Source organism: Acidovorax sp. GW101-3H11, from assembly GCF_001633105.1.
Taxonomy (GTDB): domain Bacteria; phylum Pseudomonadota; class Gammaproteobacteria; order Burkholderiales; family Burkholderiaceae_C; genus Acidovorax.
Genome location: NZ_LUKZ01000009.1, coordinates 615,465 through 630,129, shown reverse-complemented (window position 1 = coordinate 630,129; position 14,665 = coordinate 615,465). Strand labels below are relative to the sequence as shown.

Below are 14,665 nucleotides of genomic sequence, written 5' to 3'. Positions count from 1 at the left end.
TCAGGCTCTACCGGACCCGTTCGGTCTCTACCACCATGTCGAGCAGATACGCATGGCTGGGCGCATCGGCGGGCAGTTGGCCGTTGCGCGCCAGCGAGTAGCGCTGCACCCGCAGCACGTTGCGCAGGCCCGGCTCGTGGCGGTAGCCCTCGATCTCGCCCTGGAAGATGCGCCACTCGCCCACCCCTTGGCGCACACCGTTGTCGGCATAGCGCACATCGCGCACGCGCAGACACTGGGCCTGGGGCATCAGCGGGTGGTTGCAGGCCACACGCTCGGGGGCCACTTCCAGAAACATCCGTTCGCCCGCCGAGCCAAACCGCGTGGCCGGTGTGGGCGAACCCGCCAGCTCCCAGCGGCTGCCGTCGGCAAACCACAGCGCCAGCTGCGGCGCGGTGGTGGCGGTGACTCCCTTTAGCTCCCAACGCTGGGCCTGGGGCAGCAGGGTGGCCACCCGCTGCTCCAGATCCATCAGGTCGCGCTCGGCGCAGGCGCGTTTGGTGGACACGGGCTGGCCTACCTGCAGATTCGGGCCGCTCAGCGTGTAGCCCGCGCCCATCACGTTGCACAGGTTCTGCACCGACAGCCGCTGGGCCTCAAAGTGCAGGCGCAGCGGGCGCTTGCCCGCCAGCAGCCAGCCAGGCGCCGCCTGGCCCCGGGCATCGTGGGCGGCGACCAGGTCCCAGTCATAGGCCTGCAGCGTGTGGGCGGAAGAAGACGGGGAAGAAGAAGGAGACGGGGGCTGCGTCATGGGGGCTCCCTGGGGCTGGCTGCTGCAGGCCGCCAGCAGGGTTGCAAGGGTGGCGGCCGCCAGGGCCTTGCCGAAGGCGGGGCGCCCGCCGCTGAGGGTGTTGAGTCGTTTCAGATGCATCCCGCCACCTTAGCGGAAAAGCGCCCCGGGCAGGGTAGGAGAAGGGCGCTTTGGGGCGAGCGCCTGGGTAGACTCCTGCCCGGCCCCATGCGTGAAGTGATGCGTGGACTCACGCCGCGCAGGCCAGCGTGTTGCCCTGTGCAAAGTCCAGCGTGCGCGTTCCCACGGCGGCGGCCAGGTGGGGGTCATGGGTCACCAGCATCAGCGCGGCGCCGGTGTCTTGCACCGCGTGCAGCAGCACCTGGATGGCCTCCTGCTGCGTGATCGGGTCCAGGCGCGAGGTGGGCTCGTCGGCAAACAGCAGGGCCGGTTGCGCCACCAGCACGCGCGCCAGCGCAATGCGCTGCAGCTCGCCGCCCGACACCTGGTCGGGCCTGCGCGCCAGCAGGTCTTCGGGCATACGCAGCTGCGCCAGGCGCTGCTGCACCGCCTTCCAGTCGCAGCGGTGCAAGCGGGCAGCATCGCGCAGCGACTGGGCCAGGCTGATGTGCGGCGCAAACGAACCCACCGGGTCCTGGTACAGCTTTTGAAAGGCATGCGGGCGCAGCCGGGCGCTGCGCTCCACGCGGCCGGTGTCGGGCGCCACCAGGCCCAGCAGCACATTGCCCAGCGTGCTTTTGCCGGTGCCGCTCGGGCCCTGCACGGCGATGCGTTCACCGCTGTGCAGCGTCAGGTCCAGCGGCGCAAACAGCTGCTGCGCGCCATAGGCTTTGGAGATGCCATGCGCCTGCACCACCGGCTCGCCCGGCGTGGGCGCGCCAAACGGCAGCCAGCGGGCCGGGTCGGCCTGCAGCAGCTGGCGCGTAAACGCGTGCTGCGGTGCGGCGGCCACGGCGTGGATGTCGCCTTGCTCCACCGCCTGCCCGTGGCGCAGCACGATGACCTGGCCGCCCAGCGCCTGCGCCACCTGCATGTCGTGGGTGATGGTGAGCAGGCAGCCGCCCGCCTGCAGCACGCCCTGGAACAGCTCCACCATGCGGCCGCGCCAATGCGCGTCCAGGCCCTTGGTGGGCTCGTCCACCATCAGCACCGGCGCGCCCCCGGCCAGGGTGATGGCGGCCACGGCGCGCTGGGCCATGCCGCCCGACAGTTGCCAGGGGTAGTGGCTGCCAGCACTGCCCAGGCCCGCAGCGCTCAGCGCCTGGACGGCCTGTGCGCTGGCGGCGCTGGGGGGCTGCTGGTGCAGCAGGCGGTACACCTCGGCCAGCTGCGGCGCCACGCGGGCCAGGGGGTTGAGCGCCAGCGAGGGCTCTTGCGGCAGCAGCGCCAGCTTGCGGCCCCACAGGGCACGGCGCGCGGCGGCGTCCTGGGCGCGGGTGGTGGTGCCATCCAGCGTGATCTGGCCCGTCGCCTGCAGTGCAGGCGGCAGGTTGCCCATGATGGCCTGGGCCAGCAGCGACTTGCCCGCGCCGCTTTCGCCCACCAGAGTCAGCGCCTCGCCCGGCCGCAGGCTGAAGCCGATGTCGCGCAGCAGCCGTTTGCCGCCCACCTGGATGCCCAGCCCCTCCACAACCAGCAGGGCGTCGGATTTCAAAGGCGTGGTCATGCGGTCTCCCGGTCGGGGTTGAGCAGCATCAACGCGGCCACCAGCCACACCAGCAGGGCGGTGGGGGCGGCAATGAGCCACGGGGCTTCTTCGTAGTAGGGCATGGCCTCGGTCATCATCAGTCCCAGCTCGGGCGTGGGCGGCTGCATGCCCACGCCCACAAAACCCAGTGCGGCCAGCGCCAGCACGGCCTGCGATGTGGTGAAGGCCAGCAGCGTGCCCAGCGTGGGTGCCAGCGCGGGCAGCAGGTGGCGGCGCAGCACATAGCCGCGCCCAAAACCCAGCAGGCGCGATGCCTGCACTGCGTCGCCCGCCAGCACGGGCCGGGCCACTGCACGGCTCACGCGAAAGTATTCGACCCACAGCGCAGCCGACAGGCCCGCATACAGCGCCCACAGCGCGCCGGGCGCCAGGGCGGCCACCAGCAGCACCAGCAGCAGGCCGGGGATGGCCAGCACCGAGTCCGACAGCATGAGCAGCGCCCGCTCGGTGCGCCCACCGCGCCATGCGGCGACGATGCCCAGCAGCGTGCCGGGCACGGCGGCGCTCACGGCCGCCAGCAGCGCCATGCCCAGCGAGAGCTGCGCCGCATGCGCCAGCCGCGCCAGCGCCGAGCGGCCCAGCACATCGGTGCCCAGCCAGTGCTGGGCGCTGGGTGGGGCCAGGGTGTTACGCAGGTCTTGCACCACCGGGCTGGCGCCCACCAGCCAGGGGCCGAGCAGGGCAAACAGGGCCAGCAGGCCGAGCAGGGCCAAGCCCAGCATGGTGCGCAGCGGCCAGCGAGGCTGGGCCACCAAGCCGCCAACTGGCGACGAAAGAGTGGAAGGTACGGCACTCATGCAGCTACCTTCTGGGTATGCCGAGGGTCCAGCGCCAAACACGCCGCATCTACCAGCAGGTTGAACACTACAAACAGCACGCCCATGCACAGGGCCGTGCCCTGCACCACGGGGATGTCGCGCCCGAACACGGCGTGCACCAGCGCATGGCCGATGCCGGGCCAGGCAAACAGCGTCTCCACCACCAACGCGCCCTCCACCAGAAACAGCGCTTGCACGCCCAGGTAGGCCGTCACCGGCACGGCGGCATTGCGCAGGCCATGGCGCACCAGCGCCTGCCAGTCGCTCAGGCCCTTGGTGCGCGCAAATTCAAAAAAGGGCGATACCACCACCTCCAGCATCGCGGCGCGGGTTACACGCGCCAGCCCGGCAGCCAGGCCCAGCCCCAGCGTGAGCGCGGGCAGCACCAGGCTGGCCTGGCTCTCGTCACCGCCCGCAGGCAAAAAGCCCCATTGCACGGCCACCAGCAGGATGAGCAGCACCGACAGCAAAAACGGCGGCAGCGCGCGCAGCACCACGGCCATCAGCCAGCTGGCCTTGTCCACCCAGCCCTGGGACCGCAGCCCGGCCCACACGCCCAGGGGCACGCCCACGGCAAAGGCAATGGCCAGCGCGGCGGCCGACAGGCGCAGCGTGGCGCCCAGGTGGTGCGTGACCTCGTGCCACACCGATCGCTGCGACACCAGCGACTGCCCCAGGTTGAAGGTGACCATGTCGCGCCACCAGTGCAGCAGCGCCAGCCAGCCGGGGCGGTCCAGCCCCAGCTCCGCGCGCACGGCGTCGGCGGCTGCGTTGCTCACCAGGTCATAGCCATAGCGGCCCGCGGCCACGCGCATGGCCAGGTCGCCGGGCAGGGCGCGCACCATCAAAAAGCACAGCGTGCCGATCAGCAGCGACACGGCCAGCACCTGCACCAGCCTGCGGCCGAGCAGGGCGGCCCAGGGTTTTGACATCAAGGGGTTCATGGGTTGGTCCACTTCATGCCGGTCAGGCGGTAAGAACGCTCCAGCGGGTCCAGCGTGACGCCCGCCAGCCGGGGGGCCACGGCCACATGCTGGCGGTACCACGCCACGGGGATCACGGGCAGCTCCGCTTGCAGGGTGTGCGTGATGGATCGCCGCAGCACTCGCGTGCGCTCGGGCGGCGTCTGGGTGCGCGTCAGCTCGTGCAGGGCCTGCACCACGGTGTCGCTGTGCCAGCCCATGGCGCCCCAGTCGCCGCCCTGGGCGGCAAAGTCGCCCGCCAGCGTGCCTGTGGGGTCGGGCACGTTGGCGTAGTTGCGGGTGGCCAGCGCCAGTTGCAGGCTGCCGTCGCGGTGGCCCCGGGGCACGTCGCCCGAGTTGCCAATGCTCACCTTCACCGCCATACCCGCCAGCCGCCACTGCTCCTGCAAGGCGGTGGCAATCAGCGGCAGCTCGGGCCGGTCCACAAAGGTTCGGATCACCAGGTGCAGCGGCTGGCCCTGGGCATCGCGCAGGCCATCGCTGTGGCGCTGCCAGCCTGCGGCGCGCAGCAGGCGTGCGGCGGCTTCGGGGTCGTGCTGCAGCGGGGGCAGGTGCGGGTTGTGCCACGCGCCCAGCGTGGGCGGCAGCAGCTGCGTGGCGGCCAGCGCCTCGTCGCCCATCAGCGCCAGCGCAATGCCCGCGCGGTCAATGGCCAGGCTCAGCGCCTGCCGCACGCGCACATCGCGCAGCGCAGGCAGGCCCGCATTGAGCTTGACGATAACGGTGCGCGGCAGCGTGACCGAGGCAATGCGCACCGGCGTGCGGCGCGCCAGCGCAGGGTTTTGCGCATGGCGCTGCAGCCGCCGCAGGCTGGCCGGGTCCAGCCCATAGGCCAGGTCGGCCTGGCCACTCTCGGCCATCAGCGCGCGGGTTTCGGCACGGCTGGCGGCCAGGTAGCGCACGGCGGCAATCGCGGGGCGCGGGCCGTCGTAGGCGTCAAACACCACTGTCTCGACCTGCTGCGGCGGCACCAGCAGCGCAATGCGGTAGGGGCCGCAGCCAATGATGCTGCGCACCTTGCCGTCGGCCCCATAGCTGGCCGGGGCCAGCACCATGGTGCTGGAATGCGCCAGCAGCGCAGGCAGGGCGGTGTGGGGGCGTTGCAGGCGGATGAGCACCGTGCCTTCGTCAGGCGCGGTGATGGACTCGATGGGCGCTTGGCTCAGCAGCGCAGGCGCCACCTGCGCGGCCTGCAGGCTGCGCACCACGGCGGCGGCGGTCACGGGTTTGCCGTCGTGAAAACGCGCCCCGGCCCGCAGCTCAAACTGCCACGCCAGCCCATCTGCCGACCGGCGCCAGTGCTGCGCCAGCGCGGGCCGTGGTTGGCCGTCGTCTGCAGCGTCCAGCAGGGTTTCGGTGACCTGCAGGCGCGTGAACACATAGCCGCTGCTGGCGGGCGCCAGGCCGCTGATCTCCCACGGGCCGACGATTTGCAGCGGTGCGGGAGGGGCGGCGGGTTTTGTGTCCTGCGCCCAGGCTGCGGGCAAGGCGCCCGCAGCCAGCGCGGCCACGGGGGCCTGCAAGGCACGGCGGCGCGTCAGCGGTGAAAAGGGGTTGAAGAAACGATTCATTTCAGTGATTCATGGTGCTGTGCATGCAGTGCAGCCGCTGAAATTCGGGCGGCGATGGCTTCGGCATCTTTGAACTTCCACTCACCGTTCGGGCTGAGCCTGTCGAAGCCTTGCGCGGCGCTTCGACAAGCTCAGCGTGAACGGTTCTGGCTCACTGGGTCAAAACTTCGCCTGCAAACCCACGGTGACCGTGCGCGCCGCCCCCGGCGCCACCCACACGCGGCTGTACGAGCTGGTGTAGTGCACTTTGTCAAACACGTTGTCCACGTCCAGCGACAGGTTCAGCGTGGGGCTCAGGCGCCAGTACGCCATCAGCTTTGCTGTCGTGTAGCTGGGCAGTTCAAACGCAGCCGTGCCTGCATTGGCCTCGGCCTGCGTGCGGGCCTGGCCCAGGCGCTTACCCATGTGGGTCACGCCGCCGCCCACGCCGTAGCGCTGGCCGTTGGCCAGTGCGTTTTCGTACACCGCCAGCACGCTGCCGTTGACCTTGGGCACGTTCAGCAGGCGGCCGCCCACCTCCAGCGTGTTGTCGCGGGTCACCTCCACGTCGTTGAACACCAGGCTGGCGTTCACCCGCCAATGTGCGCTCACGCGGCCCGACAGGTCCAGCTCCAGCCCCCGGCTGCGCACCTCGCCAGCGGCGGCTGAAAAGCCCGCGTTCAGCGGGTCGCTGGTCAGCACATTGCGCTTGGTAATGTCGAACAGCGCCGCCGTGGCGCCCAGGCGCTGGTCGGTGCTCTCCCACTTGGCGCCCAGCTCCAGCGCGCGGGATTTTTCGGGGTCAAAGCCGTTGCCCGCCACATTGCTGCCCGTGTTGGGGCGGAACGAACTGCCCGCATTGGCATACACCGTCCACCCCTGCGTGGGCAGCCAGCTCACCCCCAGGCGCGGCGACACGGCCGAGGGGCTTTGCGCCGTGGTGCGGTGGGTGATGCGGTTTTGCAGGCTCTGTTCATAGTTGTCGGCCCGCAACCCGGCCATCACGCGCCACTGCTCGCCCAGCTTCAGCGTGTCTTGCACATACAGCGCGGTGTTGCGCTGCTTCTCCAGCGTGTCGGTGTTGCGCCCCGGCGTGGGCTGGGCCTGGCCGTAGACGGGGTTGAAGATGTCGATGGCATAGGGCGCGGCAGCGCTGGGGTTCACCCGCAGCATCACCGAATCCATGCTGAACCGGTAGCTCTCCACCCCCACCAGCAGCTCATGCTCCAGCCCGCCCGTGCGCAGGTTGCCCTGCAGCTCGGCCTGCACGGCCACGTCGTCCGACTGGAAGTCGCGGTACCGCCGCTGGCGCGTCAGCGTGCGGCCATTGGCCTGCAGCGCGGTGGCCTCGGTCGAGAAGCCTTCCATCCCGGTCTCGCGGTACGACAGCCCCACGCGGCTGCGCCAGTCGGGGTTCCACTCGTGCGACAGCACCAGCTGGTGCGTCTGGTTGGTCACCGTCACATCGCCATCGGCAGGCTCGCCCAAAAAGCGGCTGGCGGGCACCGGGCCCAGGCGGTTGTTGACCGCCACCACGCCCCGGTCCAGCGGAGTGGCGTGGCGCAGAAATTCGGCCGTGTACTCCAGCACCGTGTCGGGCGAGAGCTTCCAGGTCAACGCCGGTGCCACCACCTGCCGCTGCGCGCGCACATGGTCGCGAAAACTGCCCTTGTCTTCCACCGCCACATTCAGGCGGTAGGCCAGCCGGTCGCTGATGGGGCCCGTGGTGTCCAGCGCCGCCCGGCCCAGGCCGTAGCTGCCCGCGTAGGCCTCCACCGAATGGGCGGCCTTCCACAGCGGCTTCTTGCTCACGATGTTGAGCGTGCCGCCGGGCTCGCTGCTGCCATACAGGGCCGCCGCTGGGCCCTTGAGGAACTCCACCCGCTCCACCCCCGCCAGGTCGCGCGGCGCATTAAAGCCCCGGTTAGACGAAAACCCGTTGAGCAGCGTCGCCATGCCCGTGTTCTCGTTGCCCGGCAGCCCCCGGATGGCGATGTTGTCCCACAGCCCGCCAAAGTTGTTCTGGCGCGAGACCCCGCCCACATAGTCCAGCACATCATCCAGCCGCGTGGCACCCAGGTCGTCCAGCGTCTGGCGCGACATCACCCGCACCGACTGCGGCAGCTCGCGCAGCGGCAGGCTGGTTTTGGCACCCTCGGCCTCGTCGGCGTAGTAGGTGCCCGAGGCACTGCGGCCCACCACGTCTACGGCAGACAGGGTGGGCGGTGTGACCACATCGCCGTCTGCGGCCCAGGCGGGGTGGAGGGAGGCCAGCAGGGCCGCTGCCGCCAGGGCCGTCAAGGTGGGGCGCGGCAGGGGCGCAGGGCGTGAAGAAGAATCAGGAGAAGACGAAGAACGCATGGCAAACCAGTCCAAAAGCGGTGAATGCAAAAGCCAGTAGCAACGCGGCTCACACCCGCCAGGGAGTTGGCAGGCGCACATGGCCGCGTGCCCGCACGCACCCCACGGGGGTGAATGCAAGGGCAAAAACGAAAAGGGGATGCGCTGGGGAGCGCAGGCTGGCTAGGGATCCTCTGTGCGAATCGAGCGGCGAGTGAGCGCTGCGGATCGGGATGGGCTGCTAGGCGCAAAGCACAGCAATAGCCGTAGCTATTGCGAGCATTTGCAACGCCGCAGACCGCCCGAGACCGCAGATGCACACGGCGCGGTGATTTGCGCAGAGGATCCCTCGGGCCCGACGCGTGTCAGGCCCGCTGGGCTGGCGGGGGATCGCGTGCTGCAAACGGCCAGCGCACCTGCTGGGCCGTAAAGGGGTCTGCGCTGTGCGGCGCGACGGCGCTGGGTTCTGCGGGGACTTGCGGCTGGCGAGCCGGTGCATGCGCCAGCCCCGCCTCCAGCGCGTGGGTCAGGCACCAGGCGCAGGTGGTGTGTGTCTCTTCGCTGTGATCGTCGCTGGCTGTGGCGTTGTTTGCCAACGCATCCACATCGCCTGCGGTTGCTGAGACTGTGGCGCTGCTAACCAGCTCCTGGATGTGCCGCGCCTCGTGTAAGGGCGTGCCCGCCAGCGCGTTGAACAACGCCACCAGCAGAAGCACGATGTGGAAAGGCAGAGCGGGGATGGTGCGGTGCAGCATGAGGGATGCGAATCATACTCAACTGCGGGCTGCGAATTGGTGGGCAAGTCGTTCCGCCATGAAGTGACGGGGAGGCAAAAGCCGTCAATCCAACCTACGTGAAATGCTCGGGTGAGAACGCTCCGTTGGACTGCGCAACTCAGGTCGGACCGACTGAATGGCAGTCGTTTTAGCTGGCTAAAACAACCTGCATCCGGAAGCTAAACTGCCCCTTTCGGACTGAAGCCGCCACTCCCGCGCCTTCTCCGATGAAGCTAAATTCGACGCTCCGAAGGGTTAGCCAAATGAAAAACTACCGAGGGACCAATGAAAGAAGACGATAACGAATTTGTCCTCTACGAGCCCACAAAGTCTGTAAGTTATGGTCATCAGGCTCGGGAAAAGAATGCACGGAGGGCGTGGGCACAAATTGAAGACTTTCTTCAAAAGTGGACCATTGCAAAGCTGCATGACTCCATCTCACTTCAATGCGTACCTCCCTATGATGGCCCGGTGAAGGTCTATAACGAGTTTCGCGCGCACATTAATCGCACTCTCGGAACGGAAGGCGAGGGACTCTGGCACTTCTCGCCCGAAGACCTTCCCAGGGCACTGGCGTTGGCATTCGACGAAGAAAAATGGCCAAGGCAGCAAGGCGATGGCCCTGCATATTTGCGGTTTACCTATGATTTTGAATGGGCGACACCGATACTACCGGCCGCCAGTCCCCTGCGGCGAGGTTCATCGTTCACCATCACTGTCAGCGGTAAACGCATTTTCATTCAGCCGACGCTTATTTTCCCTTGGCCCATCGACTCAGGCATAATCCAAAAATTTTTGTCCGACATTGGGCCTGATGCTCCTATTCAATTGCGAGAGGGTTATTTCAAGCGCATGATTCCAACGAAGAATGGCGAACATAGGGTCCTGCGCATTGCCAAAGATCGGCTAGTTCTTGGTCCTGGGATAGTATTGTCATAGTGGCGGCGCAAACCACATTCATTCCATCAGCGTAGGTAATATATGAAATCACCAGAGGTTTATGCACTACTCAAGTCCGAACTCGCGCCTTGGTTCAAATCTGCTGGATTCAAGCGCGCAAACGGGCCTTTGAGCTGGTATCGTGAATGCGGCAGCGCTTACGTCGTCGCGTGGTTTCAGATTTCGCAAGACGGTTGGGATTTCCACTCCGGCTCAAAATTTGTAGTTGAATTTCAAAAGTCAACGAAGCCAATCGTCGGAGCCAATCCGTCAAGAAGGAAGCGGCTCGCAAAATTTCTCTCAGCAGGTGAGCGAGAAGAAATTCGATTAATTCAAAACAGAGTTATTTCGGATCTGCCCCCTCCACCTCAAGATCATCCGACGTTTCAAATATCTCCAGACGTTGCAAAGTGGTATATTGAGAAGTTCCGAGAAGTCTCGGCTCCTTATCGTGAAAACGAGGACATATGGCTGCGGTACCACTCCTCCCAGCACGTGTCTAGCTGGGCAAGTTTCATCGGGCCCAAATTGCCAGAATGCGTCAGTATTGCTGAGTCATGGAGTTCAGAATTTTTTTCTTAGCACCAATGAAAAAACGCCAGCAGACGCTGGCGTTTTTCTGTGACGGAAGAGCGATTAACCCTTCTGCACCATCTTGATAATGCTGGAAAAATCCAGCCCCCCATGTCCCGCCAGGCTGTGCGCCGCATACAAATTGCGCGCCATGCCCCCCAGCGGCGTGGCGGCCTTCACCGCCATCGCGTTCTCCTGTGCCAGCCCTAGGTCCTTGAGCATCAGGTCCGTGCCAAATCCCCCCGCGTAACCCTTGCTGGCGGGTGCGGKTTCCATCACGCCGGGGAAGGGGTTGTACTTCTCCAGCGCCCAGTTGCCGCCCGAGCTGCGGCGCATGATTTCTGAGAGGACTTTGGGGTCCAGGCCGTTGGCGACGCCCAGGGCAATGGCTTCGCTGGTGCCTGCCATCAAGATGCCCAGCAGCATGTTGTTGCAGATCTTGGCCGTCTGGCCTGCGCCCACGCTGCCTGCGTGGAAGATGTTGGCGCCCATTTTTTCGAGCACGGGGCGGGCGCGTTCCAGGTCGGCGGCGTCGCCGCCCACCATGAAGGTGAGGGTGCCTGCGATGGCGCCGCCGGTGCCGCCCGACACGGGTGCGTCGATGAACGCCACGCCCTTGGCCTTGGCGGCGTCGGCCACCTTGCGGGAGGTAGCGGCTGCGATGGTGGAGCAGTCGATGATCAGCGTGCCCGCAGGCAACTGGGCCAGCAGCTCGCCCGCGCCCAAAAAGAGGCCTTCCACATGCTGGCTGGCGGGCAGCATGCTGATGACGACTTCGGCGCCTGCGACTGCTGCCTTGGCGTCGGTGGCGATGGGCACGCCGTCTGCGGCCAGCTTGTCGCGGGCGGGTTGCGAGAGGTCGAACGCGCGCACTTCGTGGCCTGCCTTGTGCAGGTTGTGTGCCATGGGGCCGCCCATGTTGCCGAGGCCGATGAATGCGATTTTCATGCTGTGTTGCTCCTGGATGTCGTTGTGATGGTGAAAGGGAATGGGTGCGGATTTAGTATGAATTTGATAGCTGGAAAGGCTTATCCATCGCGCGGTAGCGGCCTAAAAAGCTTGAAATCTAGGGGCTGATGTCGGCCCCGCGCTGGGCCAGCTCGGCGCGCAGCACCGAGCGGTGGCAGCGGGCTTCGTCCTCGCAGTAGCAGCCCAGCGACATGGCGCTGTGGTGCGACAGCGCGGCCAGCAAATCCAGCGTGCGGCTGGCTTCGGGCTGGGCCAGTTCTTTGCGGAATTGTTTGGTGAAGGCCTCCCATTCCTTGTCGCCTTCTTTGCCGGTGGGCACCTGCTGGCCCTGGGCCATGAGGTCGGCGCTGGGGGAGAGCAGGGGGTACCACACGTCGTAGTAGTCGCGGCTGGCGAACTCGGCCTTGGGCACGCCGCGCGGTGGGCGGCGCACGGTGCCGATGCGGGTGCCTTCCCCGGCGGCGCGCGGGGTGCCAAGGCGGACTATGCGTAGGGGCATGGGGGTGTCTCCGGGCAGGCTGGATTCATACGGATCTGCGTTCAAACTTCCATACCGTTCGGGCTGAGCCTGTCGAAGCCTTGCGCGGCGCTTCGACAGGCTCAGCGTGAACGGTTTTGTATTTTTAAAGGCCAATTGGTATCAGTCGTCGGCTTCGAAGATGCTGTGCTTCTTCTGGGCAGCGGCTTTTGTCTTGGGCGTCTTGCTGGCGGCAGGCGAAGCCTTGTTGTCTGCAGCCGCAACGGGGGTTTTCTTCGGCTTCTTGCGCGGTGATGCCTTGGCCAGCGGGTTGTAGGCCAGGGCCTCCTGAACCCAGTAGGTCCACTGCTCGCGGGTGGCGTAGCCGTTGGGCTCCACCCAGAAGTAGCCTTTCATGCCGCCGCCCGGCGAGAGTTCGCGGGTGTTCTGCATCTCCTGTAACTCGCCGTGGCGCTCGGGCGGCAGGCGCACCAGCAGGTCTTCGCCCTTGATGCCAATGCACAGCTTGCCGTCCACAAAGAAGCAGTAGCAGCCAAACATGGTCCGTTCTTCCACGTCGCTGCGGTGCGCGAGCGCGCTGCGCACGGCGTCGATCAGGTGCAGGGTTTCGTCGGAGAGGGGACGGGCGGGCATGGTGGCTGGTTCAAATGGCGCTGGCTAGATACCTGTCTCAGAGGGTTGTCTCAGTGGGCTGTGGCTCCCTCTCCCCTTGTGGGAGAGGGCCGGGGAGAGGGGTGAAACCGGCGCGGTGCGGGTGCGGCCCCCTCTCCCCAACCCTCTCCCGCGAGGGGAGAGGGGGTAGCCCCCGGCGCTGCTGCAGGTGCGTGGGCGGGTGTTCCTGTCTGAGAGAGGTGTTTCATGAGGAAAATTGGCCGTTACCGCCCGTTGGGTAAGCGCTAGTAGCTATGAAAACAGGAGTAAACGCTCAGCGAATCACTTCCGTCGCATCCCCATCCAGCATGCGCCGCGCAATGATCACCCGCATGATTTCGTTGGTGCCTTCCAGGATCTGGTGCACGCGCGCGTCGCGCAGCAGGCGCTCCAGCGGGTATTCGCGGATGTAGCCGTAGCCGCCGTGCAGCTGCAGCGCGTCGTTGATGACGGTGAAGCCTGCATCGGTGGCAAAACGCTTGGCCATGGCGCAGTAGGTGGATGCGTCGCGCGCACCGGCGTCCAGCTTGCTGGCGGCCAGGCGCACCATTTGGCGGGCGGCGACCAGCTCGGTGGCCATGTCGGCCAGCTTGAACTGCAGGGCCTGGAAGCTGGCGATGGGTTTGCCAAACTGCTTGCGGTCTTGCATGTACTGCTGGGCGGCGTTGAGCGCGCCTTGCGCCGCGCCCACCGAGCAGGTAGCGATGTTGATGCGGCCGCCGTCCAGGCCCTTCATGGCGATCTTGAAGCCTTCGCCCTCGCGGCCCAGCAGGTGGTCGGCAGGGATGCGCACGTTGTCGAAGCTGATGGTGCGCGTGGGCTGGCTGTTCCAGCCCATCTTTTGTTCCTTTTTGCCGTAGCTGATGCCGGGCGCATCGGCGGGCACGGCAAAGGCGCTGATGCCGCTGGCGCCGGATTGCGCATCGCCCGTGCGGGCCATGAGCACCAGCACGTCGGTGCTGCCTGCACCGCTGATGAAGGCCTTGGCGCCGTTGATGACGTATTCGTTGCCCACCAGCTCGGCGCGGGTCTTGAGCGAGGCGGCGTCGGAGCCTGCGCCCGGCTCGGTCAGGCAGTAGGACGCGAGCTTTTCGCCCGTGGTCAGCAGCGGACCCCAGTGGTCGCGCACGGCGGGCGTGGCCCAGGTGCCCAGCATCCAGGTGGCCATGTTGTGGATGGTGATGAAGGCGGTGGTGCTGGGGTCCACAGCCGCCATTTCTTCAAAGACAAGCGTGGCATCCAGCCGGGGCAGGGCCAGGCCGCCTGCGGCTTCGGGCGCGTACAGGCCACAAAAGCCCAGCTCGCCCGCCTTGGCGATGGCTTCTTTCGGGAAGATGCCTTCCTCGTCCCAGTGCGCGGCGTGGGGTGCGAACTCAGCTTGTGCAAAGTCGCGGGCCGTCTGGGCAAAGGCGCGTTGTTCTTCGGTGAGTTCAAAGTCCATGGTGTGTCTCGATGTCGCTTGTTGTTGTGCTTTTTTCGGATGAATGGGGTTTACGCGCCAATCAACCGTTCACGCTGAGCGCAGTCGAAGCGCGGCGCGAGGCTTCGACAGGCTCAGCCCGAACGGATATTTGAAGTTCAAAGAGGTCGAGTCCATCGTGAATCCATCTTGTTCACGGCTTGGCGGACGGGTGGTCCAGCGTCAGCCAGCGCATCAGGCCCTTGCGGCGGGCCTGCGTTTCGGCCGTGAGGCACTCGTGGTACAGGCGCGGCCACTGGGGTTGCGCTTCGTTGCTACGCTGCGCCTGCTTGCAGCGCGTGGTGCGCTCGCGCTGCCAGGCCGTGTGCTCTTGCCGCAGCTGGGGCCGCTCGTGGGCCGACAGGGCGCGCATCACATCGCCGTAGAGGATGGCGATCTCGGTGTCGGCCGCCTGGAAGGATTGCACGGCGCAGGCGTTGGTTTCTTCCACCGTGCCGCCGGGTTTGCAGGCGGCACCGGCCTGTGCGTGGGCATCGGCACCCACCAGCACTACGCACCCAGCACCGACGACCATGGCCCATCTCCGCATCGTTGTCTGAAAAGTTTGCATGCCCTGCTTTTACCACCGACAGCCGCGCGCAAGAACTGGCACAGCCTAGGCCAGTGCCACCGCGCAAGGGCCGCCCCGCCGCGCTGGTGGCGTCCCCCT

14 protein-coding genes are annotated in these 14,665 nt (G+C 66.6%); 2 read left to right on the top strand and 12 right to left on the bottom strand.

The features are described from left to right. Positions 1 to 7: 7 nt before the first annotated feature. The 7 genes from A1D30_RS08850 to A1D30_RS08820 form a co-directional block, all read right to left on the bottom strand. Positions 8 to 871: an META and DUF4377 domain-containing protein gene (locus A1D30_RS08850; protein WP_063460371.1), complete on the bottom strand. Its 864-nt coding sequence runs from the start codon at positions 869 to 871 to the stop codon at positions 8 to 10. Positions 872 to 980: 109 nt separating this feature from the next. Then, positions 981 to 2,417 (bottom strand): ATP-binding cassette domain-containing protein, encoded by a 1,437-nt coding sequence (locus A1D30_RS08845; protein WP_063460370.1) that lies wholly within the window; start codon positions 2,415 to 2,417, stop codon positions 981 to 983. Then, the gene (locus tag A1D30_RS08840) at positions 2,414 to 3,256 is read right to left on the bottom strand and encodes an ABC transporter permease (protein WP_063460369.1); all 843 of its coding nucleotides are present in this window, start codon (positions 3,254 to 3,256) and stop codon (positions 2,414 to 2,416) included. Before A1D30_RS08840 ends, A1D30_RS08845 begins: the two co-directional genes overlap by 4 nt. Continuing rightward, positions 3,253 to 4,221 carry an ABC transporter permease gene (locus tag A1D30_RS08835; RefSeq protein WP_063460368.1) on the bottom strand — a complete coding sequence of 323 codons (969 nt, stop codon included), beginning with the start codon at positions 4,219 to 4,221 and terminating at the stop codon, positions 3,253 to 3,255. Before A1D30_RS08835 ends, A1D30_RS08840 begins: the two co-directional genes overlap by 4 nt. Then, positions 4,218 to 5,831: an ABC transporter substrate-binding protein gene (locus A1D30_RS08830; protein WP_063460367.1), complete on the bottom strand. Its 1,614-nt coding sequence runs from the start codon at positions 5,829 to 5,831 to the stop codon at positions 4,218 to 4,220. The genes A1D30_RS08835 and A1D30_RS08830 overlap by 4 nt, the downstream gene beginning before the upstream one ends. A 159-nt stretch (positions 5,832 to 5,990) precedes the next feature. Then, positions 5,991 to 8,171 (bottom strand): TonB-dependent receptor, encoded by a 2,181-nt coding sequence (locus tag A1D30_RS08825; RefSeq protein ID WP_109790934.1) that lies wholly within the window; start codon positions 8,169 to 8,171, stop codon positions 5,991 to 5,993. Between the two features lie 344 nt (positions 8,172 to 8,515). Next, the gene (locus A1D30_RS08820; RefSeq protein WP_063460366.1) at positions 8,516 to 8,905 is read right to left on the bottom strand and encodes a DUF2946 family protein; all 390 of its coding nucleotides are present in this window, start codon (positions 8,903 to 8,905) and stop codon (positions 8,516 to 8,518) included. Positions 8,906 to 9,211: 306 nt separating this feature from the next. On the opposite strand from A1D30_RS08820, the gene A1D30_RS25470 reads away from it, so the two are divergent. Together A1D30_RS25470 and A1D30_RS25465 are read left to right on the top strand one after the other, a co-directional pair. Beyond that, positions 9,212 to 9,865, top strand: a complete 654-nt coding sequence (locus A1D30_RS25470) for a hypothetical protein (RefSeq protein ID WP_131798435.1) — start codon at positions 9,212 to 9,214, stop codon at positions 9,863 to 9,865. A gap of 42 nt (positions 9,866 to 9,907) precedes the next feature. Next, positions 9,908 to 10,447, top strand: coding sequence for a hypothetical protein (locus A1D30_RS25465; RefSeq protein WP_131798434.1), 540 nt, complete (start codon positions 9,908 to 9,910; stop codon positions 10,445 to 10,447). Positions 10,448 to 10,501: 54 nt separating this feature from the next. Here the strand turns inward: A1D30_RS25465 and mmsB are convergent, their stop codons facing one another. The 5 genes from mmsB to A1D30_RS08795 all read right to left on the bottom strand — a co-directional run bounded on the left by mmsB (position 10,502) and on the right by A1D30_RS08795 (position 14,530). Further along, the gene (mmsB, locus tag A1D30_RS08815) at positions 10,502 to 11,428 is read right to left on the bottom strand and encodes a 3-hydroxyisobutyrate dehydrogenase (RefSeq protein WP_277922020.1); all 927 of its coding nucleotides are present in this window, start codon (positions 11,426 to 11,428) and stop codon (positions 10,502 to 10,504) included. A 76-nt stretch (positions 11,429 to 11,504) separates the two neighbouring features. Further along, positions 11,505 to 11,906 (bottom strand): DUF488 family protein, encoded by a 402-nt coding sequence (locus tag A1D30_RS08810; RefSeq protein ID WP_063460364.1) that lies wholly within the window; start codon positions 11,904 to 11,906, stop codon positions 11,505 to 11,507. A 141-nt stretch (positions 11,907 to 12,047) separates the two neighbouring features. After that, the gene (locus tag A1D30_RS08805; RefSeq protein WP_063460363.1) at positions 12,048 to 12,518 is read right to left on the bottom strand and encodes a TfoX/Sxy family protein; all 471 of its coding nucleotides are present in this window, start codon (positions 12,516 to 12,518) and stop codon (positions 12,048 to 12,050) included. A gap of 292 nt (positions 12,519 to 12,810) precedes the next feature. Next, positions 12,811 to 13,977: an acyl-CoA dehydrogenase family protein gene (locus A1D30_RS08800; protein ID WP_063460362.1), complete on the bottom strand. Its 1,167-nt coding sequence runs from the start codon at positions 13,975 to 13,977 to the stop codon at positions 12,811 to 12,813. Positions 13,978 to 14,149: 172 nt separating this feature from the next. Further along, positions 14,150 to 14,530, bottom strand: coding sequence for a lysozyme inhibitor LprI family protein (locus tag A1D30_RS08795; protein ID WP_109790909.1), 381 nt, complete (start codon positions 14,528 to 14,530; stop codon positions 14,150 to 14,152). Between the last annotated feature and the right edge of the window lie 135 nt (positions 14,531 to 14,665).